This window comes from Escherichia sp. MOD1-EC7003, from assembly GCF_002965065.1.
Lineage (GTDB): Bacteria > Pseudomonadota > Gammaproteobacteria > Enterobacterales > Enterobacteriaceae > Escherichia.
Genome location: NZ_PTRE01000031.1, coordinates 48,677 through 71,126 on the forward strand (window position 1 = coordinate 48,677; position 22,450 = coordinate 71,126).

Annotated in this window: 18 protein-coding genes and 9 pseudogenes; 12 read left to right on the forward strand and 15 right to left on the reverse strand. The window is 49.5% G+C overall.

Features of this window, described 5'->3' with window-relative positions:
- Positions 1–129 precede the first annotated feature (129 nt).
- Genes bioD through bioB form a run of 4 tightly spaced genes read right to left on the reverse strand, consistent with a single transcriptional unit; the run spans position 130 to position 3,733 of the window.
- The gene (gene bioD / locus A7090_RS05650) at positions 130–807 is read right to left on the reverse strand and encodes a dethiobiotin synthase (protein ID WP_105273316.1); all 678 of its coding nucleotides are present in this window, start codon (positions 805–807) and stop codon (positions 130–132) included.
- The gene (gene bioC / locus A7090_RS05655; RefSeq protein WP_105273317.1) at positions 800–1,555 is read right to left on the reverse strand and encodes a malonyl-ACP O-methyltransferase BioC; all 756 of its coding nucleotides are present in this window, start codon (positions 1,553–1,555) and stop codon (positions 800–802) included. Before bioC ends, bioD begins: the two co-directional genes overlap by 8 nt.
- Positions 1,542–2,696, reverse strand: coding sequence for an 8-amino-7-oxononanoate synthase (gene bioF, locus A7090_RS05660; protein ID WP_105273318.1), 1,155 nt, complete (start codon positions 2,694–2,696; stop codon positions 1,542–1,544). Before bioF ends, bioC begins: the two co-directional genes overlap by 14 nt.
- Positions 2,693–3,733, reverse strand: coding sequence for a biotin synthase BioB (gene bioB / locus A7090_RS05665; protein WP_105273319.1), 1,041 nt, complete (start codon positions 3,731–3,733; stop codon positions 2,693–2,695). Before bioB ends, bioF begins: the two co-directional genes overlap by 4 nt.
- Positions 3,734–3,819: 86 nt before the next feature.
- On the opposite strand from bioB, the gene bioA reads away from it, so the two are divergent.
- Positions 3,820–5,124, forward strand: a complete 1,305-nt coding sequence (gene bioA / locus A7090_RS05670) for an adenosylmethionine--8-amino-7-oxononanoate transaminase (protein WP_105273320.1) — start codon at positions 3,820–3,822, stop codon at positions 5,122–5,124.
- A 42-nt stretch (positions 5,125–5,166) separates the two neighbouring features.
- Positions 5,167–5,271 (forward strand): annotated as a pseudogene (locus A7090_RS26125) (kinase inhibitor); the annotation flags it as partial.
- On the opposite strand, the pseudogene A7090_RS05675 reads toward A7090_RS26125, so the two are convergent.
- Positions 5,245–5,355: pseudogene (locus tag A7090_RS05675) on the reverse strand (DUF1737 domain-containing protein); the annotation flags it as partial. The pseudogenes A7090_RS26125 and A7090_RS05675 sit on opposite strands and share 27 nt — an antisense overlap.
- On the opposite strand from A7090_RS05675, the pseudogene A7090_RS26425 reads away from it, so the two are divergent.
- Positions 5,353–5,474 (forward strand): annotated as a pseudogene (locus A7090_RS26425) (hypothetical protein); the annotation flags it as partial. The pseudogenes A7090_RS05675 and A7090_RS26425 overlap by 3 nt on opposite strands.
- A 405-nt stretch (positions 5,475–5,879) precedes the next feature.
- Here the strand turns inward: A7090_RS26425 and A7090_RS05690 are convergent.
- Together A7090_RS05690 and A7090_RS25710 are read right to left on the reverse strand one after the other, a co-directional pair.
- A pseudogene (locus tag A7090_RS05690) lies at positions 5,880–6,622 on the reverse strand (hypothetical protein).
- Positions 6,623–6,689: 67 nt separating this feature from the next.
- Positions 6,690–6,815: pseudogene (locus A7090_RS25710) on the reverse strand (bacteriophage antitermination protein Q); the annotation flags it as partial.
- A 352-nt stretch (positions 6,816–7,167) separates the two neighbouring features.
- Here A7090_RS25710 and A7090_RS05695 point away from each other — a divergent pair.
- Positions 7,168–8,211: an alpha/beta hydrolase fold domain-containing protein gene (locus A7090_RS05695; protein WP_105273322.1), complete on the forward strand. Its 1,044-nt coding sequence runs from the start codon at positions 7,168–7,170 to the stop codon at positions 8,209–8,211.
- A gap of 60 nt (positions 8,212–8,271) precedes the next feature.
- On the opposite strand, the gene emrE is transcribed toward A7090_RS05695, so the two are convergent.
- On the reverse strand, positions 8,272–8,604 hold the full coding sequence (gene emrE / locus A7090_RS05700; protein WP_001070442.1) for a multidrug efflux SMR transporter EmrE: 333 nt from the start codon (positions 8,602–8,604) through the stop codon (positions 8,272–8,274).
- A gap of 103 nt (positions 8,605–8,707) precedes the next feature.
- Here emrE and A7090_RS05705 point away from each other — a divergent pair.
- The 6 genes and pseudogenes from A7090_RS05705 to A7090_RS05730 all read left to right on the forward strand — a co-directional run.
- Positions 8,708–8,885 (forward strand): annotated as a pseudogene (locus tag A7090_RS05705) (IS481 family transposase); the annotation flags it as partial.
- Entirely contained in the window at positions 8,824–9,033 is a 210-nt protein-coding gene (locus A7090_RS05710; RefSeq protein WP_157941443.1) for a hypothetical protein, read from the forward strand. The pseudogene A7090_RS05705 and the gene A7090_RS05710, both read left to right, overlap by 62 nt.
- 45 nt (positions 9,034–9,078) lie before the next feature.
- Positions 9,079–9,657, forward strand: a complete 579-nt coding sequence (locus tag A7090_RS05715) for a hypothetical protein (RefSeq protein ID WP_105273323.1) — start codon at positions 9,079–9,081, stop codon at positions 9,655–9,657.
- A 103-nt stretch (positions 9,658–9,760) separates the two neighbouring features.
- A pseudogene (locus A7090_RS05720) lies at positions 9,761–9,962 on the forward strand (helix-turn-helix domain-containing protein); the annotation flags it as partial.
- Between the two features lie 10 nt (positions 9,963–9,972).
- A pseudogene (locus A7090_RS05725) lies at positions 9,973–10,233 on the forward strand (tyrosine-type recombinase/integrase); the annotation flags it as partial.
- A gap of 131 nt (positions 10,234–10,364) precedes the next feature.
- Complete coding sequence (locus tag A7090_RS05730) at positions 10,365–11,648, forward strand: putative acyl-CoA thioester hydrolase (protein WP_105273324.1); 1,284 nt, start codon at positions 10,365–10,367, stop codon at positions 11,646–11,648.
- A gap of 62 nt (positions 11,649–11,710) precedes the next feature.
- Here the strand turns inward: A7090_RS05730 and A7090_RS05735 are convergent, their stop codons facing one another.
- The 3 genes from A7090_RS05735 to A7090_RS05745 form a co-directional block, all read right to left on the reverse strand.
- Positions 11,711–13,972: a hydratase gene (locus A7090_RS05735; RefSeq protein WP_105273325.1), complete on the reverse strand. Its 2,262-nt coding sequence runs from the start codon at positions 13,970–13,972 to the stop codon at positions 11,711–11,713.
- 67 nt (positions 13,973–14,039) lie between these two features.
- Positions 14,040–15,473 carry an anion permease gene (locus tag A7090_RS05740; protein WP_105273326.1) on the reverse strand — a complete coding sequence of 478 codons (1,434 nt, stop codon included), beginning with the start codon at positions 15,471–15,473 and terminating at the stop codon, positions 14,040–14,042.
- 75 nt (positions 15,474–15,548) lie between these two features.
- On the reverse strand, positions 15,549–16,601 hold the full coding sequence (locus A7090_RS05745) for a 4-oxalomesaconate tautomerase (RefSeq protein WP_105273327.1): 1,053 nt from the start codon (positions 16,599–16,601) through the stop codon (positions 15,549–15,551).
- A 183-nt stretch (positions 16,602–16,784) separates the two neighbouring features.
- Here A7090_RS05745 and A7090_RS05750 point away from each other — a divergent pair.
- Positions 16,785–17,738, forward strand: a pseudogene (locus A7090_RS05750) (LysR family transcriptional regulator).
- Positions 17,739–17,778: 40 nt separating this feature from the next.
- Here A7090_RS05750 and pgl read toward each other — a convergent pair.
- Complete coding sequence (gene pgl, locus A7090_RS05755; RefSeq protein WP_105273328.1) at positions 17,779–18,774, reverse strand: 6-phosphogluconolactonase; 996 nt, start codon at positions 18,772–18,774, stop codon at positions 17,779–17,781.
- Positions 18,775–18,928: 154 nt separating this feature from the next.
- Here pgl and ybhA point away from each other — a divergent pair, with 154 nt between their 5' ends.
- Positions 18,929–19,747 carry a bifunctional pyridoxal phosphate/fructose-1,6-bisphosphate phosphatase gene (gene ybhA, locus A7090_RS05760; protein WP_105273329.1) on the forward strand — a complete coding sequence of 273 codons (819 nt, stop codon included), beginning with the start codon at positions 18,929–18,931 and terminating at the stop codon, positions 19,745–19,747.
- On the opposite strand, the gene modC is transcribed toward ybhA, so the two are convergent.
- Genes modC through modA form a run of 3 tightly spaced genes read right to left on the reverse strand, consistent with a single transcriptional unit; the run spans position 19,748 to position 22,271 of the window.
- On the reverse strand, positions 19,748–20,806 hold the full coding sequence (modC, locus tag A7090_RS05765) for a molybdenum ABC transporter ATP-binding protein ModC (RefSeq protein WP_105273330.1): 1,059 nt from the start codon (positions 20,804–20,806) through the stop codon (positions 19,748–19,750). It abuts the gene before it with no gap.
- A 2-nt stretch (positions 20,807–20,808) separates the two neighbouring features.
- Complete coding sequence (gene modB, locus A7090_RS05770; RefSeq protein ID WP_105273331.1) at positions 20,809–21,498, reverse strand: molybdate ABC transporter permease subunit; 690 nt, start codon at positions 21,496–21,498, stop codon at positions 20,809–20,811.
- Positions 21,498–22,271: a molybdate ABC transporter substrate-binding protein gene (modA, locus tag A7090_RS05775; protein WP_105273332.1), complete on the reverse strand. Its 774-nt coding sequence runs from the start codon at positions 22,269–22,271 to the stop codon at positions 21,498–21,500. The genes modB and modA overlap by 1 nt, the downstream gene beginning before the upstream one ends.
- Positions 22,272–22,450: the final 179 nt, after the last annotated feature.

A 22,450-nucleotide genomic window follows, 5' to 3' on the forward strand; every position in this document is an offset into this window, starting at 1 on the left:
GGCAATTCCCACATTCGCCGTATGATGTGAAGGCAAAATTTTTTTCGTGATTTTTTTGGAATTTAATTGGTTAAATTGCAGTCAATCCAAGACGTGATCTCGCTCATAATTCAACCAAATACAGGATGACTACAACAAGGCAAGGTTTATGAACTTTCCGGTTGCTGCATTTTCTGGATTTTCTGCAAGCCAGGGAATTTCTCCCAACAGCGGCGCGGGAATCATGCGGGTGAGCGTGGCCATATATTCAGCGTGACGTTTTCCCGGAGGTGTGACATCGTTCGCCACCCACCCCGCCAGAGTCAGTCCGGCGTGTTGTATTGCCTGTGCAGTCAACATCGCGTGATTAATACAGCCGAGTTTCACGCCAACCACAAGTATTACCGGCAGTTGTTCCTGTGTTACCCAATCCGCGAAAGTGGATGTGTCAGAAAGGGGCGTAAACCAGCCGCCAGCGCCTTCCACTAACACCCAGTCAGCCTGTTGCTCAAGCGCGCGTAATCCGGCGCTCATTACCGATGATTCTATCGGCCTGCCCTCTTGCGCGCTGATGATGTACGGCGAAGTGGGTTCTGCGAAGGTGTAAGGATTTACCGTTGCGTAATCCAGTTGCAGGCTGCTGCTGCGCTGTAACGCTAACGCGTCGCTATTACGTAAGCCTTCCAGGGTCTTTTCGCTGCCAGAGGCCACCGGTTTATAACCAGCTGTCCGATAGCCTGCGGCTTTTGCGGCTTGTAAAAGTGCACAACTGGCAACGGTTTTCCCCACTTCGGTATCCGTTCCGGTAACAAAATAACGTTTACTCACGAGCAATTACTCCCAAAAAAAGATGATACGTCAGAGGATATCGCCCCTGTTGTTGCGGCCAGGCCAGTTGCAATCGCTGCAACTGCGAACGCGTTAATATTCGCGGGTCGCGCCCTTCATGAAGATGCGTTGCACCGATGCCTTTCAGCGAACGCATGGCACTGAGCGCGTCATCAAACCACAGCCTGACAGGCTGAATATGGTGTTGATAATGCACGCCGTGCAGCGACTGTTCGATTTCATCTGGTGGTAAAAAGCGATTGGCATGCGGGCGCTCGTCCACCGCTTGCCACGCCTGATGCAGTTCGGGTAACGATCCCTGCGCCAGCGTGGTAAACGCCACCATGCCTCCGGGGCGCACCACCCTGTATAGCTCGCGGAGTGCCGTGGATAAATTACCGCACCACTGCACCGCGAGATTGCTCCATGCAAGATCGAACGTCGCAGTCGCTAACGGCAGACATTCGATATCTCCCGCCAGATAATGATCTGCGGCATCCTTCTGGCGTGCCTGAACAAGCATTGGCGGCGAAAGATCTAACGCCGTCACCTGCGCGTGACGTTCGCGCCAGTGGCGACTCATCCAGCCTGGCCCACAACCAGCGTCCAGCACGTGGGTGTATGTACGCTGTGGGAGCATTGCCAGTAAGACGTCAGCGCTCTGGCGCTGTAGATCTGCGTGTTGCTCATATTGCGCGGCTGCCCGACCAAATGCCGCAGCAATAGCTTGTTTATTAACCGTTGCCATTCAGCACCTCCAGCAACCGGTCGATATCCTGCGTTTCATGGGCTGCGGTTAAGGTCAGACGCAGTCGCGCAGTACCAGCGGGGACGGTTGGCGGGCGAATCGCCGTGACCCAGCAGCCTTGCAGGCGCAGTTTTTCTGCCAGTTGTAATGCACGGCTGTTATCACCGACGATTAATGGCTGAATGGCGCTACGTGAATCAACAAGAGTAAACGGCAAACCCTGCACTCCGGCACGAAAACGCGTAATGAGTGCCGCCAGTTTTTCGCGCCGGGCATCCCCCTCTTCACTGCGAATGACCGCCAGCGCCGCACGTAATGCCTGCGCCTGAGCGGGTGGCATACTGGTGCTGTAGATAAGATGACGGGCGAATTGCAGCAGATAATTCGCCACGCTATCAGAACAAAGCACCGCTGCCCCGCTGATGCCAAATCCTTTACCAAAAGTCACCACCAGCAATTCTGGCTTCACCTGCTGCTGCCAGCAGCTGCCGCGCCCCTGTTCACCGATAACACCCGTGCCGTGGGCATCATCGACCATCAACCAGGCATTGTGCTGTTGCGTTACCTGCTGGATTTCCACCAGTGGTGCACTATCGCCGTCCATGCTAAACACGCCTTCTGTCACCACCAGTTGCTGCCCCGAACAGGAGGAGGCAAGCAGTCGCGCCAGATGAGCGACATCGTTATGAGCAAAACGACGAAGCTGCGCCGGGCTTAAACTGGCGGCTTCCAGCAAGGAGGCGTGGCTAAGCCGATCGGCAACAATGCGGTCCTCTTTCGACGTCATCGCGGTGATGACTGCCTGATTAGCAGCAAAACCGGAGATAAACAGCAGCGCCCGCGAATAGCCCAGCCACTCGGCAAGTTCTTCTTCCAGCGCCTGATGCGCAACGCTATAACCGCTGACGTGACCGGAGCCGCCACTACCTACGCCAAATTGTTCTGCCCCCTGCTGCCAGGCACGGATAATGTGCGGATGATGGCTTAAACCTAAATAATCGTTACTGGAAAAGTTCATATACTGGCGATCATTCACCACCAGCCAGCGTCCGGCTCCTTGCGCCACCGGATAACGGTGACGCAGGGCATTGGCAGTACGCCGCGCATCGAGCGCCGCGTTGATTTTCTCCTGCCAGCTCATAGCGCTGCCGCGTTGTAGTATTCGTCAGTGTCCGGGGTCATCAATGCCTGCTCCAGACGTTGCTGTTGTTCGTTATCGCCCGCCAGCACGGCAGTTTGCTGTGGATTTAGCCCCAGTTTGCGGAACAGTTGCAGGTCTTTATCTTCTTCCGGATTCGGCGTGGTCAGCAGTTTGCAACCGTAGAAAATCGAGTTTGCGCCAGCCATAAAGCACATCGCCTGGGTCTGTTCATTCATCTGCTCGCGTCCGGCAGAAAGGCGTACGTAAGAGGTCGGCATCATGATCCGCGCTACTGCAATGGTGCGAATAAAATCAAAGGCATCGACATCATCGTTATCTGCCAGCGGTGTGCCTTTCACCTTCACCAGCATGTTGATTGGCACGCTTTCCGGCGGCGTCGGCAGGTTTGCCAGTTGCAGCAATAATCCGGCCCGATCTTTTACCGTTTCGCCTAAACCCACAATGCCACCTGAGCAGACTTTGATCCCGGCATCGCGCACTTTTTCCAGCGTATCGAGACGTTCCTGATAAGTGCGTGTGGTAATGATATTGCCGTAAAACTCCGGCGAGGTGTCGAGGTTGTGGTTGTAGTAATCCAGCCCGGCGTTCGCCAGGCGCTGCGCCTGAGATTCGCTCAATGTGCCCAGCGTCATACACGCCTCCAGCCCTAAATCTTTTACCCCCTGCACCATTTGTTCCAGGTACGGCATATCGCGTTCGTGCGGATTCTTCCACGCCGCGCCCATGCAAAAACGCGTCGATCCCGCCGCCTTCGCTTTGCGCGCTGACTCCAGCACCTGTTCAACTTCCATCAACCGCTCGGCTTCCAGCCCGGTTTTGTAGCGCGAGCTTTGCGGGCAGTATTTGCAATCTTCCGGACAAGCTCCGGTTTTAATCGACAGCAAAGTGCTGACCTGTACCTGACGAGGATCGAAATGCTGACGATGCACCTGCTGCGCTTCAAACAGCAGATCAAGCAACGGTTTTTCAAATAATTCTGTGACTTGCGACAATGTCCAGCGTGGGCGGTGAGCCATAGGGCTTCTCCAAAACGTGTTTTTTGTTGTTAATTCGGTGTAGATTCGTAAACCTAAATCTTTTCAATTTGGTTTACAAGTCGATTATGACAACGGACGATCTTGCCTTTGACCAACGCCATATCTGGCACCCCTACACATCCATGACCTCCCCGCTGCCGGTTTATCCGGTGGCAAGCGCCGAAGGTTGCGAGCTGATTTTGTCTGACGGCAGACGTCTGGTTGACGGTATGTCGTCCTGGTGGGCGGCGATCCACGGTTACAATCACCCACAACTCAATGCCGCGATGAAATCGCAAATTGATGCCATGTCGCATGTGATGTTTGGCGGTATCACCCATGCGCCAGCCATTGAGCTGTGCCGCAAACTGGTGGCGATGACGCCGCAACCGCTGGAATGCGTTTTTCTCGCGGACTCCGGTTCCGTAGCGGTGGAAGTGGCGATGAAAATGGCGTTGCAGTACTGGCAAGCCAAAGGCGAAGTGCGCCAGCGTTTTCTGACCTTCCGCAATGGTTATCATGGCGATACCTTTGGCGCGATGTCGGTGTGCGATCCAGACAACTCGATGCACAGCTTGTGGAAAGGCTATATGCCAGAAAACTTGTTTGCTCCAGCCCCGCAAAGCCGCATGGATGGCGAATGGGATGAGCGCGATATGGTGGGCTTTGCGCGCCTGATGGCGGCGCATCGTCATGAAATCGCGGCGGTGATCATTGAACCGATTGTCCAGGGCGCAGGCGGGATGCGCATCTACCATCCTGAATGGTTAAAACGAATCCGCAAAATGTGCGATCGTGAAGGTATCTTGCTGATTAATGACGAGATCGCCACCGGATTTGGTCGCACAGGCAAACTGTTTGCCTGTGAACATGCAGGGATCGCGCCAGATATTTTATGCCTCGGTAAAGCCTTAACCGGCGGTACGATGACCCTTTCTGCCACGCTCACCACGCGCGAGGTTGCTGAGACCATAAGTAACGGTGAAGCTGGCTGCTTTATGCACGGGCCAACTTTTATGGGTAATCCGCTGGCCTGCGCGGCAGCAAACGCCAGCCTGGCGATTATCGAGTCTGGCGACTGGCAGCAACAAGTAGCGGCTATTGAAGTGCAGCTGCGCGAGCAACTGGCCCCCGCCCGTGATGCCAAAATAGTTGCCGATGTGCGCGTACTGGGAGCAATTGGTGTGGTCGAAACCACTCGTCCGGTGAATATGGCGGCGCTGCAAAAATTCTTTGTCGAACAGGGTGTCTGGATCCGGCCTTTTGGCAAACTGATTTACCTGATGCCGCCCTATATTATTCACCCGCAACAGTTGCAGCGCCTGACCTCAGCGGTTAATCGCGCGGTACAGGATGAAACATTTTTTGCTAATAACGAGCAGTCAGCGTGAGGGGTTCTGGCTACACTTTCTGCAAACAAGAAAGGAGGGTTCATGAAACTCATTAGTAATGACCTGCGCGATGGCGATAAGCTGCCGCACCGCCATGTCTTTAACGGCACGGGTGACATTGGCCACCGGACGACCAAACGGCTGCCAGCCCTCTTTCATTTTGTGTGTCAGCTTTTCCGCAAGGTCTGACGGCGACGCGGCTCTGGCAACATCGTAATGTTTAATTGACATCGACTTTCTCCCATGTACAGGAACAGAGTTAAAAGCCGGAACCGGAATCAGATCACAGGATGACCATCTGTCAGTGGCAGATCGTAAAAAAAAGGCTGCGCCATGCGCAGCCGGAAATAAAGGGATAACAATGATAGTTTGAGAAAAAACACTTTTGTTGCAGTACATGGTGCCGGGTGCCTCCCGGTGAATTCAGTATCAGCACCTGAATCCGCGATTACCCCATATTCCTTCTAGCTGATTGCCCCACCGCATAGGGGGATTCACCATGCAGCAGTGTTTTTAATAAACAGCAAACCAAAAAATCAAGCATTATTAGTACCGATTTTTATCAATCACAGGCCACAATTACATCATAATCTCACGTACCAGCCCCGATATTATCCTGCTGGTGAAATCCAGCATCACTACCAAAAGCAGGATCACAACAGAAGCGGACACAGTTTATAAAAATCTGCATGTCTAAGGTTCTATTCATGCGAAAACCAACCCGCAGATTAATACATTATTCTTTATGCAACCCATTAAATCCTGGTCCTTACAATATCAACCTGAAGATTCTTATCCTGTGCGGATTGATAAATAACAAACCGCTTATTCCCTGCATTAAAAGATGTAGACAAAACCAGGCGATTATCATAACGAGCAAGGACATAATACAAATTATCATTATAATTAATCATTTCATATTCTTTCTTAAACTGCGGTTTATAATATCCAGTCAGAAATGAAAAAAGCCAGAAATATGCCACAAAAGAGACCAGCACAATTTCAAAAAAATGCTTCTTTATAAATGGCTTATCATAGAAGCATGATACCGATAAAAACCGCCCATAAAATCTTATCGCAATTGTAACCCCCAGTGCTATAGCAGCTGACAGTAGCAAAAGAGACACCTGAACCGTCTGTCTCAATATAGAAAACTCAATAATAGCAGGCACAAACAATAATTCCACAGCAAAATAAAGGCGAAAAACATTTAGCTCCTGCATAGAGTGTTTTCTTTTTACTGCGAAGAAAAATACAACACCAACACCCCAGCCGATAAGAAATATAGCTATGACGATAACAGCAAAAAATAAACTTCTGGCAACATCATCAACACCAGCACCTACAATCCACCATGGAAAGCCGTAGTAAAAAGAAGTGCCCCAGCCATAGAAATAAGCACTCCCCCACCCAAGGCATCCCATGTAGGCAATAAAAAGTGAAGAACTCCTGAGCAGCGCACCATCTTTCATAAGCCACCTTAACAAGATGATAACATCGACTTGCAACTCATAACAAAAGCAATTCAATGCCGTCAAGAGGGTGCTGGCTAAAAACCCCTATTACGTAACAGACTTGCTCCATGCCCACTGCGTTATAATGACTTGATGCTCCCAGCGAACACATTCGCTGTAACTCCGCAGCAACGATGCTTTCTGATGTTCTTCGAGAGACAAAACCGCACGGCGCCATGGGTTCATGCATGGTAATGGTTCTGCTCGCCGACTTTGAGGCTGTTACTCACTGATTTCACATGTCAAAGTATCGCCTCATTCTGCATATGTATTTAACCCAACGTCTCTGCAAACCAAGATTAATTTCTGACAGAATTGTACAAAGAAACTATTGGCCTGAATGCACCAGGACTGTAAAACAGATGCATAACCCTAAACTCTCACTTTAAGCATTGTTGAAATAATAACCACCAGGTACAACTTTAACCGCAACCGGGATACTTCCCTGGCTACCTTGAGTTGTACGGCTATTAAGTTGCCATTAAATTCACTAAGAGAATTTCATCTGATAAGTCAAGGCATGCAAAACATGAAAATTAACAAGATATTATCATCCGCAACACTATTGTATGGTATGTCAATGGTCATGTCGGTCGGGAGTTGTGCAACACCTGTCCAGACTAATCTTCCAGGTTACACCCCCGGTGCAGATGTCATTAGTGTTTCACCGGCCAGAAACCAGGTCGATCTTATTGGTGATGTTGTTTATTCCCAGATAAAAGGGACTCGTTCTGTCAGACAGCTTCACATGTCAGTTCTTGCCCCACGAACAAATGAGTTAAAACCCGCCATTATTTATTATCCTGGCGGCGGATTCATGTCTTCTGAACATGACAAATTTATTGAAATGAGAATGGCTCTGGCTGAAGCAGGGTTTGTTGTAGCCGCTGTAGAATACAGAACAATTCCTGATACATTTCCAGCACCGGTTGAGGATGGAAAAGCTGCAATACGTTACCTGAGAGAGCATGCCAGCGATTATGGAATTGATCCTCAAAGAATCGGAGTTCTGGGTGACTCTGCCGGTGGATGGCTTGCCCAGATGATGGGAACTACAAATGGTAACAAAACCTTTGATAAAGGTGACTTTCTTCAGCAATCATCAGATGTTCAGGCAGTTGCCACACTTTATGGGATTTCTGACTTGTTGAATATTGGCGAGGGGTTCCCTGAGTCAGTGCAGGAGGTTCATCGGTCTCCTGCCGTAACCGAAGCTTTAATGATCAATGGCCCTGCATTCAGAAGTTTTGCGGGAGCCCCCATCACAGCGTCAAAAGAAAAAGCGCTAAACGCCAGTCCAATCGGACATATGAAAGGAGTCAAACCCCCATTCCTTATTATGCATGGTAGCAAAGACACTCTGGTTTCACCGGAGCAAAGCGCCAAACTATTCAGGATGTTGAAGAAGAACGGCGATAATGCTGAATACGTGCTGGTAGAAGGGGCTGAACATGGCGATAACACATGGTATCAGCCAATTATTATAAACAAAGTTGTTGAGTGGTTTACTAAAAACCTGGGAGCCCCCATAAAAACCGCTACACAACAACAAAACTCAAACGCTAACCTGTAAAAAGCAGCCCGCATTTACATGCGGGCTAACGTATTTCACTCGATTCAAAAGAAATTATTTTTAATGTGGTGTGCTTCGAGACAACAAATTAATCACCAACACACCGGCACAAATCAACATCATGCCGATAATGGCTGGCAGGTCCAGCCGTTGGCCGAAAAATCCCCAGGACAGTAAACTAATCAGGACAATACCGACTCCTGACCAGATAGCATAAGCAATCCCTGTAGGAATATAAGCCAGCGTCTGAGCTAATAACCAGAATGATGCACAGTAACAAATAATTGTACCAACAGAGGGCCATAATCGTGTAAAACCCTCTGAAAACTTCATTAAGGTTGTACCAATGACCTCTGCAAGTATTGCTCCACCAAGATAAATATAAGGGTTCATATGTATTAGTCGCGACCTGATCTGACACATGGCGTTGAAAGGTTGACAGTTACCGATTTTGATACAGGTGTCGAATCCGTATACAAAACACGAGGTAACTCTCATGCTTCATACTAACAATCCTGTCAGCAAACACAAAGCCGGTTTGCTCAATCTGGCTGATGAAGGTAGTGTAGAGGCGCTGATAAATCGCAGCCACTGGACAGGCCGTTGTTGATTATGCCATCGCGTTTCCTGCGCATGGCCAGCTCCGGACCAGCAATCAGCTACGCAAGCAAGGTGCTCCCGACAAATGACTCGGTGCGAAAGATCATTTACCTGGCCATCCAGTCGGCATCGAAAAAATGGAGCATGCCGATCCAGAATTGGCAACGGGTGATGAGCCGTTTTATTATAGAGTTCGGTGACCGCCAGAGCGATCACCTTTAACATAGTGGCAGTCACACAGAATTATTTACAGAGTCTATTTTTATCATGAATGGTATAAGTGGAAGTGTTTATATTTGGTATCCAAAGAATGAAAATGTTGGACATTGCTCATTACAGATAGGTAATAGCGATTCTTCTGAAGACTATGTCAGTTGGTGGCCGGATGGTACGGCAAAATTCTTTGGGCGAAATAATGCACTAAACAGTTCTTTTATTCATAACAATGAGATTAAGCAGGTTCCCTACATCCTTATACCTAAAGAATATGATCTTCAGCGTGAAAACGGCGCCCCTCATGTTACCTATCATTTACATGAAGATTGCTTTAATCTGGAAAAAATGCGCGATACCTGGGTGAAGATAAAAACAAAAAATAATCCTCATTACCGTATTATCGGAAAAAACTGTGCGGATATTGTTGGCAGAGTACTTACTGAAGGTGCCTCAAGTAGCTGTCGACGTTATGTATATAAAAATGCAAGGCCGGGGTTCTTAACGACGCCAAGAGATATTGCAACCATGCTCAATCAACTGGCAAGAGAGGGCGGAGTGGAGAAAATTGTATCGCCGTCATGTCCAAAGCGACGCCATAGCCTTGTGTATGTGTGCATGAAAATGCGTTAATTGTATCAGTCGCGACCTGATCTGACACATGTCGTTGAAGGGGTGAGAGTTACCGGTTTTGATATGGGTGTCGAATCCGTATACACAACACGAGGTAACTCTCATGTTTCATACTAACAATCCCGTCATCAAACACAAATCCGGTTTGCTCAATCTGGCTGAAGAACTCCGTAATGTGTCCAGGGCCTGTAAAATCATGGGCGTCTCATGTGATACGTTTTACCGTTATCGCGAACTGGCTGATGAAGGTGGTGTAGACGCGCTGATAAATCGCAGCCGACGAACGCCCAATCTCAAGCTACGTAAGCAAGGTGAATTGCATCTACTCGTCGTGAACCGCTTTCATCCAGCACAGTATCAAGGTATTTTATGCGCGCACGAAAAGCATCAGGTCTTTCCTTCGAAGGGGATCCGCCTACCTTTCACGAGTTGCGCAGTTTGTCTGCAAGACTCCATGAGAAGCAGATAAGCGATAAGTTTGCGCAACATCTTCTCGGGCATAAGTCGGACACCATGGCATCACAGTATTGTGATGACAGAGGCAGGGAGTGGGACAAAATTGAAATCAAATCATGATTTTATTTTGACTGATAGTGACCTGTTCGTTGCAACAAATTGATAAGCGATGCTTTTTTATAAGTCCAACTTAGTATAAAAAAGCAGACTTCAACGAATTCATTTTTCCATTTCAAAGCCCGGAGCAACCTGTGAACACATTTTCGGTTTCCCGTCTGGCGCTGGCATTGGCTTTTGGCGTGACGCTGACCGCCTGTAGCTCAACACCGCCCGATCAACGTCCTTCTGATCAAACCGCGCCTGGTACCTCTTCTCGCCCGATTCTCTCGGCAAAAGAAGCGCAGAATTTCGATGCGCAACACTATTTTGCGTCCCTGGTGCCAGGTGCTGCAGCGTGGACTCCTTCCCCGATTACCCTACCTGCGCAACCTGACTTTGTTGTCGGCCCGGCGGGTACTCCAGGTGTAACGCATACCACGATTCAGGCGGCGGTAGATGCGGCAATTATTAAGCGTACCAATAAGCGCCAGTATATTGCCGTGATGCCAGGTGAGTATCAGGGAACGGTGTATGTCCCAGCCGCTCCTGGTGGAATTACCGTCTATGGTACAGGTGAAAAACCGATTGATGTGAAGATTGGGCTTTCCCTTGATGGGGGCATGAGCCCAGCCGACTGGCGTCACGACGTCAACCCGCGCGGCAAATATATGCCAGGTAAACCGGCGTGGTATATGTACGACAGCTGCGAGAGCAAACGCAGCGACAGCATCGGCGTTCTGTGTTCTGCTGTCTTCTGGTCACAAAACAATGGCCTGCAACTGCAAAACCTGACCATCGAGAACACGCTGGGTGATAGCGTAGATGCGGGTAACCATCCGGCGGTGGCGCTGCGTACTGATGGCGACAAAGTGCAGATTAATAACGTCAACATTCTCGGTCGTCAGAATACCTTCTTTGTCACCAACAGTGGTGTGCAGAACCGTCTGGAAACCAACCGTCAGCCACGTACTCTGGTGACTAACAGTTACATTGAAGGGGATGTGGATATCGTTTCTGGTCGCGGCGCAGTAGTGTTCGATAACACCGAATTCCACGTGGTGAACTCACGTACTCAGCAAGAAGCGTATGTGTTTGCACCGGCAACACTGTCTAACATCTATTACGGTTTCCTCGCCGTAAACAGCCGTTTCAATGCTTTCGGTAATGGCGTCGCGCAATTGGGCCGCTCGCTGGATGTTGATGCCAATACCAACGGTCAGGTGGTGATCCGTGATAGCGCCATCAACGAAGGTTTTAACACAGCCAAACCGTGGGCCGATGCGGTGATTTCCAATCGTCCATTTGCGGGTAATACCGGCAGCGTTGATGATAGCGACGAAGTACAGCGTAATCTGAATGACACTAACTACAACCGCATGTGGGAATACAATAACCGCGGTTTGGGTAGCAAAGTGGTTGCTGAGTCGAAGAAGTAAGGGCTATTAACCCATTGCCGGATGCGGCGTAAACGCCTTATCCGGCCTACATGATAATCGTTTTACATCTGACGATTTTTATTGAAGTTTATCAAACTACCCGCTTTGATAATCTCGCGCTCTTCGGCAGTCAGACCTTCCATATAGAGCGTGATTTCCGTTACCGGCGCATCTGCATGAATCACATAACCTTTAAACGTCGTACCTGGATTATCCAGCGCCGCTTTAATGCCAGGGATGTAAATGTAATCACCTACGTCAAAGTTCGGTGCTTCTGCCATCTGCAGCGGTAACATCCCCCAGTTGATGACATTAGAACGGTAGCGTTTAGTCGCGTACTCCTCGGCAATATTCGCCAGACCACCAATTACACGCTGGCAACTCGCCGCCTGTTCACGCGCAGAACCATCGCCTGGTTTCACCGCATAGACCATGCTGCCAATTTCAGTTTGCAGCGGATCAATATGTTCTTGACCTGCAATCTGCTTAATGCGCGCAAACACCTCTGTCAGCTCGCTGACATTCCCCGCCAGACGCTGATTTTCCAGCTCAGCAGTCGCTTTACTTCTGCCAACATAGCCAGGATCGCGGCGTGACAGGGTAAACTCTGCCAGACCAATCGGATTTGAACGATAAGAAGAGGTTTCACCGGAAGGAATCAACTCATCCGTGGTGGTCACTTCGTCGAGGATCTTCGAGCACACTTTGAGAACGATGTTGTCAGTCAGCGCACCTAACTCCGGCCAGTCTTTAATGTTAGGTCCATAGATCAGCGATTGCTGCGTCGCCCCTTTCACAAAACCCTGATAAACGCGATTTTTATACGGCGTTACATCGAAAGCGTACTCCGGCACGTTGTCCCAGCAATCGAGTTCGCTGGCAGAGGTTAAATAACCACCGTTTGCCGCAGTCGCAGCGATAGAACGAGCGTCCATCAACGCCACCGCTGACATCTGCCCATTAGCTGGCTTAGAGCCTTCGCGGTTCGGGAAGTTACGCGTGGTGTGGCGAATACTCAAACCGTTGTTGATTGGCGTATCGCCCGCGCCAAAGCATGGGCCGCAGAACGCGGTTCTGATGATTGCGCCTGCGCCAATTAAATCGGCTACCACGCCTTTTTTGGCTAAATCCATAAACACTGGCTGTGATGACGGGTAAACAGCCAGTGAGAAGGTGTCGTTGCCACAGGATTGACCACGCAGCGCATTTGCTGCGGCGATAACGTTTTCATAGTTACCGCCAGAACAGCCAGCGATAATCCCCTGCTGCACTTTCAGACGACCGTTTTCGACTTTATCCAGCAGCGAGAGCTTCGCTTTACCGTGCGCCACGCGCTCGGACTCGATTTCAATCTCACGCAGAATGTCGGTCAGGTTCTGGTTCAGCGTGTCGATTTCATACACGTTGCTCGGGTGGAACGGCAGCGCAATCATTGGTTTGATAGCGCTTAAATCAACGCTGATACAGCCATCGTAGTACGCCATCGGTTGAGGGCTAAGCTGGCAGTAATCCTGACCGCGACCGTGCAGCGCCAGCCAGTTATGGACTTCTTCATCGGTTTGCCAGACAGAACTTAAACAGGTGGTTTCAGTGGTCATCACGTCAACGCTGTTACGAAAATCGGTAGAGAGCGCAGCAACACCTGGCCCCACGAACTCCATCACTTTGTTTTTGACGTAGCCGTTTTTAAACACGGCACCGATAATCGCCAAAGCCACATCTTGCGGACCTACATACGGCGCAGGTTTTCCGGTCAGATGCACCGCAACCACGCCCGGATAGTCGATATCCCAGGTGTCATTAAGCAGTTGTTTTACCAGCTCGCCGCCGCCCTCACCGACCGCCATTGTACCTAACGCACCGTAACGGGTGTGGCTGTCTGATCCGAGGATCATTTTGCCGCCGCCTGCCATCATTTCACGCATATATTGATGGATAACCGCAATATGCGGAGGCACAAAAATGCCGCCATAACGCTGCGCTGCCGATAAGCCAAAAATATGATCATCACCGTTAATGGTGCCGCCGACTGCGCAGAGTGAGTTATGGCAGTTGGTCAGCACATACGGCAGCGGGAAACGTTCCATACCGGACGCTTTAGCGGTCTGTATAATACCAACAAAGGTAATATCGTGTGAGGCTAAGGAATCAAACTTGATTTTAAGTTTGTCCATATTACCGGACGTGTTATGAGAAGAGAGAATAGACCAGGAAATAGTCCCTTTTTTGGCTTCTTCTTTTTTAACTTCACCAGCAAAATGTTCTTCGGCAATTATTTCGTTATTGCTGGCGAGAAACACGCCTTTTTCAGATAACTTGATCATCAAATGCTCCAGATATCTGCGCACCGTTAAGTGCGCAGAAAGATAATAAATGGATATTTTTAAATAATTACAGCATGTTCCAACCGATCAGCATATTCCACCACCACACGCCGAGGGTAATATGCACCAGGAAGGTTAATATCGTCAGTACCGCACCGACCAACCACCAGGACTTAATATCGTTGTAACCCACGCCAAAGATGACCGGACCTGCCGCGCCGCCATAGTGAGTAACCATGCCGCCATAGGAGTTAGAGAAAAGCAACGCCAGCGCAGTTAACATTAATGGTGCGCCAGAGACATTCGCCAGCATGGCAAATACCGGCAACATGGCAACGATATAGGCACTACCGGAAGCAAAGAAATAACGCACAATGATGCTAAGGAAAATAATCACGAAGAAGGCAACGTTACCGTGACCATCAAATGCCAGGTTATTTTTAAAGACTTCAGCTAACCATTCGAAGAATTTCACTTTCGATAATAAGGAGCTTAAGCCGATGATGCCGCCGTACCAAATTAAGGTATTCCAGCCGCCTTTATTTTTAACTACGTCTTCCCAGGTAACGATACCCAGCAGCAGCATGGTCGCCATTACAACGATCGCCACGGTGGATTCATCAACGCCAAGAGACTTACTGAAAATCCAACCCAACAGCGCCAGCACAAACACACCGAGCAGCGTTTTTTCGCGGATTTTCATCGGCCCCAGTTCAGCAAGACCCGCTTTGGCGATGGTTTTATTATCGACTTTTTTGATCTCTGGTGGATACATGGTGTAAATCACCAGCGGGGTTACCAGCAACATAATGATGCCCGGTAAACCGGCAGCCAGCGCCCATCCACCCCAGCTAATTTGCAGGTGCAGAATGTCGTTGATCATTTTCAGCGCCAGAATGTTCCCTGCCATCGCGGTGAAGAACATATAGCTGGTGGTTTTGGTGACCATGTAAATGGACATCATCAGGTAATGTCCAACACGACGTGGGCTTTTTTCCGGTTCAGACCCCAAAGCCACCGCCACGCTGTTGATGATCGGTAACACGATACCGCCCGCACGCGCGGTGTTGGAAGGTGTTGCCGGTGCCAGTACCAGGTCGAGGAATACCGTAACGTAGCCCAACCCCAGCGTAGTGTTACCGATTTTACCAATCAGCAGATAGGCAATGCGTTTACCTAAGCCGGTGGTCACAAATGCGGCGCTTAAGGTAAACGCTGAGAACACCAGCCAGGTTGTGCCGGAAGCGTAACCGCTTAATACCGCAGTTGTTTTAAACGCGCCATCAGATAAGTTCCCCACAACAACCATTGAGGCGGCAACTGCGATTAGCAGTACCACGGGTTCAGGGAAAGGTTTGATGACCAGACCGACAATCGCCGCGAGATAGATACCAAAAAGTACCCACGCCAGTTCGCTTAACCCTGCTGGAGCTGGCATCACGCCAATAATACATGGGATTGCTAATATGAGAATTAGCTTCCATATCGATTTTTTATTCATTTGAAATCCTGATTATTCTGTATGGTTAGTACAGAAGTCCTTTATTGATTGTCCTTATCACGACAACAAAATTTTTCAGGGAAGATAAACTTCACCGGAAAATATTTTTCTGGCCGTCCGAATAACAGATGCGCGTAACGTCGTGGCATCCTGCCCTTCATTGCTTAAATAAACGTCAAGCGCACCGCTGGGGTGTTCAATATTGATATTGCCGTATCCTACAGAAGGGACGATTTGTCGGGTGACGGTGCCTTCCAATGCACAGCTACTGGAAATGGCAATAGCACCGGTTATCGCCAACGCGCGATGGCAGGAGTGCGGCATAAAATAACGCACATTAATTGCCCCGCCTTTCTGTGCAGGAGAAATAAGCACAGGTTTAGGAATCACCATATTGCTGACATCGCCTAAGCCCATTGCTTTACCCGCTTGTAGACGGATAGATTCAATACGGGCTAATAATGTTTTGTCTGCATCCAGTTCCACCGGTAATTCATAGCCTGTTTTACCCAGATATTCAGCCGGAATAATGACGACTGGCATCGCCATATCGATACAGGTCACCGGAACATCGTCGAAATAATCAATCTGATTATCAGTCGGGAAGACTTTTCCGGTTTTCGTGCCGGCTGCATTCAGGAAAGTGAGCGCAACTGGCGCGGCAGTACCCGGTACACCGTCAATCCTGGCGCTGCCTTCGTACTCGACAACACCATTTGGCGTTTGCACATCAGCTTCGATGAACGTACCAGTATTGACGTTGCGGATACGTACACGAGTAACTGGCGAAGTCGCTGCAATCAAACCATTTTCAATGGCGAATGCCCCAACGCCTGACAACATATTGCCGCAGTTAGGTGTGGTATCGACACGTTGCTCATGGACGATAACCTGAGCAAACAGATAATCAACATCAGCACGCGGATCGCTGGAACGACTAATAATGGCGACTTTACTGGTCAGTGGATTACCGCCGCCAATACCGTCAATTTCCAGATCGTTACCGGAACCCATAATTGCCATCAATATTTTATCGCGCTGCATTTGATCTTCGGGTAAATGTTCCGCTAACAGGAACGCGCCCCTCGAGGTTCCACCTCGCATCATCACGCAGGGTATTTTTTTCATAATAATGCCCTCAATTTAAAAAAATAACTTATTGCGATATGGTTACATTAAGGGCAAAGCATCTCTAATGACTTTAGCTCAACGATTAATAACATTTTTTCATTAATTTAAGTTGGCTAAATGCAGTTAAAATTTTTAACTGCTAATCACCCAAAATCGTCGCTTCCATTTTCCGGAGTAATAATGAAGCATGAATTATCAAGTATGAAGGCATTTGTCATACTGGCAGAGACCAGTTCATTTAACAATGCTGCTAAATTACTTAATATTACGCAACCTGCATTAACACGCAAAATAAAAAAGATGGAAGATGATTTACATATTCAACTTTTTGAGCGTACAACTCGCAAGGTTACGTTAACAACAGCAGGAAAAAGATTACTCCCGGAGGCGAGAGAATTAATAAAGAAATTCGATGAAACGCTCTTTAGTATTCATGGTATGAATTCTTATCATCGTGGTATGGTGACGTTAGCGTGTATTCCGACCGCGGTATTTTATTTTTTACCACTGGCGATCGGTAAATTTAATGAGCTGTACCCCAATATTAAAGTGCGGATTCTGGAACAAGGCACGAATAATTGCATGGAATCGGTGCTGTGTAACGAATCAGACTTTGGCATAAACATGAACAACATCACAAATTCATCCATTGATTTTACCCCACTGGTCAACGAGCCATTTGTGCTGGCCTGTCGGCGTGACCACCCATTGGCCAAAAAGCAGCTGGTGGAATGGCAGGAGTTGGTAGGTTACAAAATGATTGGTGTGCGCTCATCCAGTGGTAATCGGTTGTTGATTGAACAAAACCTGGCCGATAAGCCCTAGAAGTTGAACTGGTTTTACGAAGTGCGCCATCTTTCGACGTCATTAGGACTGGTGGAAGCAGGACTGGGAATTTCGGCGCTACCAAGCCTTGCAATGCCCCATGCGCCCTATTCTTCGATTATTGGTATCCCGCTGGTGGAACCCGTTATACGTCGGACATTGGGGATTATTCGCCGCAAAGATGCCGTGCTTTCTCCGGCAGCAGAACGCTTTTTTGCCTTGCTGATTAATTTGTGGACTGACGATAAAGACAATTTGTGGACCAATATCGTCGAACGCCAGATACATGCGTTACAGGAGATGGGTTAATACACCGGCGCAGGAGATACTGCGCCGGTTAAATCAGCGGTTAGTGTGCGTTAACCACCACCCACATGGGTCCCTGCCCGACTGCATAGCGGCCTTTTTCATGCAGTAGCCCCTGCTCGCCAACAATTTCGTATACCGAGATGTGGTGAGATTTTTGCCCGGCGGCAATCAGATACTTGCCGCTGTGATCAACATTGAAGCCGCGTGGCTGGGTTTCGGTTGGCTGGAAGCCTTCTTTACTCAACACGCTGCCATCTTCCGAAACGCTGAAAACAGTAATCAGACTGGCGGTACGGTCACAGGCGTATAAATGACGACCATCCGGAGTGATATGAATATCAGCCGCCCAACGGGTGTCGGAGAAGTTTTCCGGCATCATATCCAGCGTCTGGACACATTCGATATTGCCGTGCGGATCTTTTAGTTCCCAGACATCCACTGAACTGTTTAACTCATTGACGCAATACGCATATTGTTCGTTTGGATGGAAGACCATATGGCGCGGGCCTGCCCCTTCAACGGTAGTTACTTCCGCAGGGTCTTGCGCCACCAGATGACCATCATCGCTGAGCGTAAACAGGCAAATACGATCCTGCTTTAATGCCGGAACCCACAGCGTGCGGTTATCCGGTGAAATATTGGCAGAATGGCAACCGTCCAGCCCCTCGACCACATCTACGACGCCCACTGGCAGACCATCTTCCAGACGCGTTACGCTCACGTTACCCGCATTGTAAGAACTGACAAAGACAAACTGCCCCTGGTGATCGGTGGAAATATGCGTCGGGCTACCCGGCAGCGCAGACTCTGCGGCAAAGGTCAGCGCGCCATCATCCGGGGCGATACGATACGCCAGGACGCGAAACTCAGGGCGAACACCAACATAGAGATAACGTTTGTCCGGGCTGACCACCATCGGCTGCACCTGCCCCGGCACATCGACAACCTGTATCAGCGTCAGTGCGCCTTCATGATTCAGATTCCAGACGTGAATTTGCTGGCTCTCAGGGCTGGCGATATAAACTGTTTGCTTCATGAATGCTCCTTTGCATTTAGCAACTGACTGTAACAGCTAAAATTAGTCGCTTTTGGTGGTGAATGCTGAATTAAAACGCAGAATTTTGTCCGATAGTGGTATCGGTGTACCATTCGCACAGACGAAAATTCTTAACCTTAATCTGGAATACGCCATGACCACACGCGTGATTGCTCTCGACTTAGACGGCACCTTATTGACCCCGAAAAAGACCCTGCTTCCTTCATCGATAGAAGCTCTGGCTCGCGCTCGCGAGGCTGGCTATCAATTGATTATCGTCACAGGTCGCCATCACGTCGCTATTCATCCTTTTTATCAGGCGCTGGCGCTGGATACACCTGCTATTTGCTGTAATGGCACCTATTTGTATGATTATCATGCAAAAACCGTGCTGGAGGCCGATCCAATGCCCGTTAACAAAGCCCTGCAACTCATTGAGATGCTGAATGAACACCACATTCACGGTCTGATGTATGTGGATGATGCAATGGTCTATGAGCACCCGACCGGGCATGTCATTCGCACGTCTAACTGGGCGCAAACTCTACCGCCGGAACAGCGTCCGACCTTTACCCAGGTTGCCTCACTGGCCGAGACGGCGCAGAAAGTTAACGCGGTATGGAAATTCGCCCTGACGCACGATGACCTGCCGCAATTGCAGCATTTTGGTAAGCATGTTGAACATGAGCTGGGACTGGAGTGTGAATGGTCCTGGCACGATCAGGTTGATATTGCACGCGGCGGCAACAGCAAAGGAAAACGTTTGACGAAATGGATTGAGGCGCAAGGCTGGTCGATGGAGAACGTCGTGGCGTTCGGCGATAACTTTAATGATATCAGTATGCTGGAAGCCGCTGGTACTGGCGTGGCAATGGGCAACGCCGATGACGCGGTAAAGGCACGCGCCAACATTGTGATTGGTGATAACACCACCGACAGCATTGCCCGGTTCATTTATAGCCACCTGATTTAATCAGGCGGTTATCGACACACTTTTAATTTGCGCATACAACCACAGGCCAGGTTTGATCGCCAGTTCATCCCTGGCCCACGGGCTTATTCGCGCCCACAGCGTTTTACCGCCGACTTCCAACTCCACTTCCACCTGGCCGTTGTCGTCATAACTATTAATAACTTTTGCCCGCAATACGTTACGAATGCTGGTTTGCTGCGGCGGTTGTAAAACCAGAGAGACATCGGAAGCCTGAATGCGGATGCGTAGCGCGGTTTGCAGCGGTTCATCCAGCTTATTGACCCACAAATGCTGATCGCCCAGCGCCAGCGCGGTCATCGCGTAATGCGGATGATGCTCAAGTACCGTCACTTTCAGAATGCTGCTTTGTTGCTCTTTCGGCAGCCACGGATTCATCACGCTACTACCCCAGACTTCTTCCAGCGCGCCAAAGGCTTTCACCTGACCGTTTTCCAGTACCATCACACTGTCTGCCAGATGGAGGATCTCATCCAGCGAATGGCTGACATACAACATTGGAATGTTGATTTCCCGCGTCAGACGTTGCAGATAAGGCAACAGTTCGCGTTTACGCGGAATATCCAGTGACGCCAGCGGTTCATCCAACAACAGCAATTCCGGTGCCGTCAGCAAAGCCCGACCAATCGCCACACGCTGTTTTTCGCCTCCGGACAGGCTGCCCGGTAAACGGTCAAGCAACGGTTCAATGCCTAAAAGCGCCACCAGCTTATCGAACTGATCGACCATGCTTTTCGCCATGCCGTAGCGTAAATTGCCACGCACTTTGTAATGCGGAAACAGCCGCGCATCCTGAAACACATAGCCTACGCGACGCTTTTCTGGTGTAAGGCAGATACCTTTTTCGGCGTCATTTAGTACCCGACCATTGAGGACAATCCGCCCTTTTTGCGGACGTGTCAGTCCACTGATGGCGTTAATCAGCGAGGTTTTTCCGGCACCGGAGACGCCAAAGATAGCAGTGATGCCATTGGCGGGCAGCGTTTCATTAATGGTCAGGCAATGGTTGCCTAACGTCTGAGAAAAATTCAGTTCCAGCATGATTAGCGCCCCACCCGTTCACGGCTGATTCTGGCCAGCCATTCTGAAATCAACAGGGAGATCATCGCCAGCGCAATAGAGATAATGCACAGTCTCGCCGCGCCACTTTCCCCGCCAGGAGTCTGGATCAGGGTATACATGGCAGAAGGAATGGTTCGCGTTTCACCGGGAATGTTCGACACAAAGGTGATGGTTGCACCAAACTCACCGAGAGAACGAGCAAAAGCCAGTACCGTACCAACAATAATTCCCGGTAAGGTCAGCGGTAACGTGATAGTAAAGAAAACGCGCCAGCGCCCGGCCCCCAGTGTTCTTGCGGCCTGTTCCAGTTTGACATCAACCCCTTCCAGCGCCAGACGAATTGCCCGCACCATCAGCGGAAACGACATAACAGCGGCAGCGAGAACCGCGCCGCGCCAGCTAAAGGCGAAGGTAATACCAAACCAGTCATACAGACGTTCGCCGATAAATCCGCGCCGTCCCATTGAAACCAGCAGCAGATAACCGACGACCACGGGGGGTAACACTAACGGTAGGTGCAGTATGCTGTCGAGCAGAGCTTTGCCCGGAAACGTACAACGCACCAGTAACCAGGCAAAAAAGATCCCAAACGGCAGGCTAAACAGCACAGCCAGGGAAGAAACTTTCAGGCTTAGTAAAACCGCCTGCCATTCTGGATCGGTCAGTATCATTACTTAGTTGTAAATCCGTAACGTTTAAAGATTTCCGCTGCCTGCGGCCCTTTCAAATAATCATAAAATGCTTTCACTGTGGCGTTGTTATGTCCTTCCACGACAGCAACCGGATATTCCACTTTTTTATGCGAATCTTCCGGGAAGGTGGCGACCACTTTGACCCCTTTGCTGGCAACTGAGTCAGAACCGTAGACGATGCCCAGAGGCGCTTCGTTACGTTCGACCAGCGCCAGCGCTCCACGTACATCTTCCGCTGGGGCCAGTTTCGGAGAGAGCGTATCCCATGCGCCCAGTTTTTGCAGTGCTTCTTTCGCATAAATGCCAGCAGGGACATGTTCCGGATCGCCAACAGCCAGACGGCCGCCATTCAGCAGCGAAGTCCAGTTGGTTTTGCTGTCGATAGTGAAATCTTTCTGCTCACTGGCTTTCGGTGCTACAACGACCAGGCTATTGCCGAGCAGTGTCTGACGCGTAGCCGTATCGATCGCTTTTTTATCAACCGCATAATCCATCCATTTCTGATCGGCAGAAATAAACAGATCCGCAGGCGCACCCGCTTCAATTTGACGGGCCAGAGTAGAAGACGAGGCGAAAGAAGAAACCACATCCACGCCTTTCTCTTTTTTATACTGCGTAGCAATGTCCTGCATTGCATTCGTCAGCGATGCTGCCGCAAAAACCGTGATTTTCCCTTCGTCTGCCAATGCATTGCCAGCAACTGTCAAAGAGAGTGCCGCCCCGGCAAACAGATTTAACCATTTACGTGCCATTTGTAACCCCTTAATATAACGTTATGTAGGCGTCAATATAACGGCAAGTTCAGAATTTTCCCAGCAGTTATTGCTAACCTTTGTGAGGTAAATGAGAAAAAATATCGGCAGGAAAAGCGTAAGCGGCTCGTCAGAACCGTATTGATATTTACTGAGAGCTCAGATCAACTTTCCAGGGC

What these genes read in the sequence shown, in the direction of transcription:
- A7090_RS05745 (WP_105273327.1), bottom strand. Translation starts at nt 16,601, where the DNA reads ATGAAAAAAATACCCTGCGTGATGATGCGAGGTGGAACCTCGAGGGGC.
- bioF (WP_105273318.1), bottom strand. Translation starts at nt 2,696, where the DNA reads ATGAGCTGGCAGGAGAAAATCAACGCGGCGCTCGATGCGCGGCGTACT.
- bioB (WP_105273319.1), bottom strand. Translation starts at nt 3,733, where the DNA reads ATGGCTCACCGCCCACGCTGGACATTGTCGCAAGTCACAGAATTATTT.
- pgl (WP_105273328.1), bottom strand. Translation starts at nt 18,774, where the DNA reads ATGAAGCAAACAGTTTATATCGCCAGCCCTGAGAGCCAGCAAATTCAC.
- A7090_RS05710 (WP_157941443.1), top strand. Translation starts at nt 8,824, where the DNA reads ATGCCATCGCGTTTCCTGCGCATGGCCAGCTCCGGACCAGCAATCAGC.
- modB (WP_105273331.1), bottom strand. Translation starts at nt 21,498, where the DNA reads ATGATACTGACCGATCCAGAATGGCAGGCGGTTTTACTAAGCCTGAAA.
- bioA (WP_105273320.1), top strand. Translation starts at nt 3,820, where the DNA reads ATGACAACGGACGATCTTGCCTTTGACCAACGCCATATCTGGCACCCC.
- emrE (WP_001070442.1), bottom strand. Translation starts at nt 8,604, where the DNA reads ATGAACCCTTATATTTATCTTGGTGGAGCAATACTTGCAGAGGTCATT.
- ybhA (WP_105273329.1), top strand. Translation starts at nt 18,929, where the DNA reads ATGACCACACGCGTGATTGCTCTCGACTTAGACGGCACCTTATTGACC.
- modC (WP_105273330.1), bottom strand. Translation starts at nt 20,806, where the DNA reads ATGCTGGAACTGAATTTTTCTCAGACGTTAGGCAACCATTGCCTGACC.
- A7090_RS05695 (WP_105273322.1), top strand. Translation starts at nt 7,168, where the DNA reads ATGAAAATTAACAAGATATTATCATCCGCAACACTATTGTATGGTATG.
- A7090_RS05735 (WP_105273325.1), bottom strand. Translation starts at nt 13,972, where the DNA reads ATGATCAAGTTATCTGAAAAAGGCGTGTTTCTCGCCAGCAATAACGAA.
- A7090_RS05740 (WP_105273326.1), bottom strand. Translation starts at nt 15,473, where the DNA reads ATGAATAAAAAATCGATATGGAAGCTAATTCTCATATTAGCAATCCCA.
- bioC (WP_105273317.1), bottom strand. Translation starts at nt 1,555, where the DNA reads ATGGCAACGGTTAATAAACAAGCTATTGCTGCGGCATTTGGTCGGGCA.
- A7090_RS05715 (WP_105273323.1), top strand. Translation starts at nt 9,079, where the DNA reads ATGAATGGTATAAGTGGAAGTGTTTATATTTGGTATCCAAAGAATGAA.
- modA (WP_105273332.1), bottom strand. Translation starts at nt 22,271, where the DNA reads ATGGCACGTAAATGGTTAAATCTGTTTGCCGGGGCGGCACTCTCTTTG.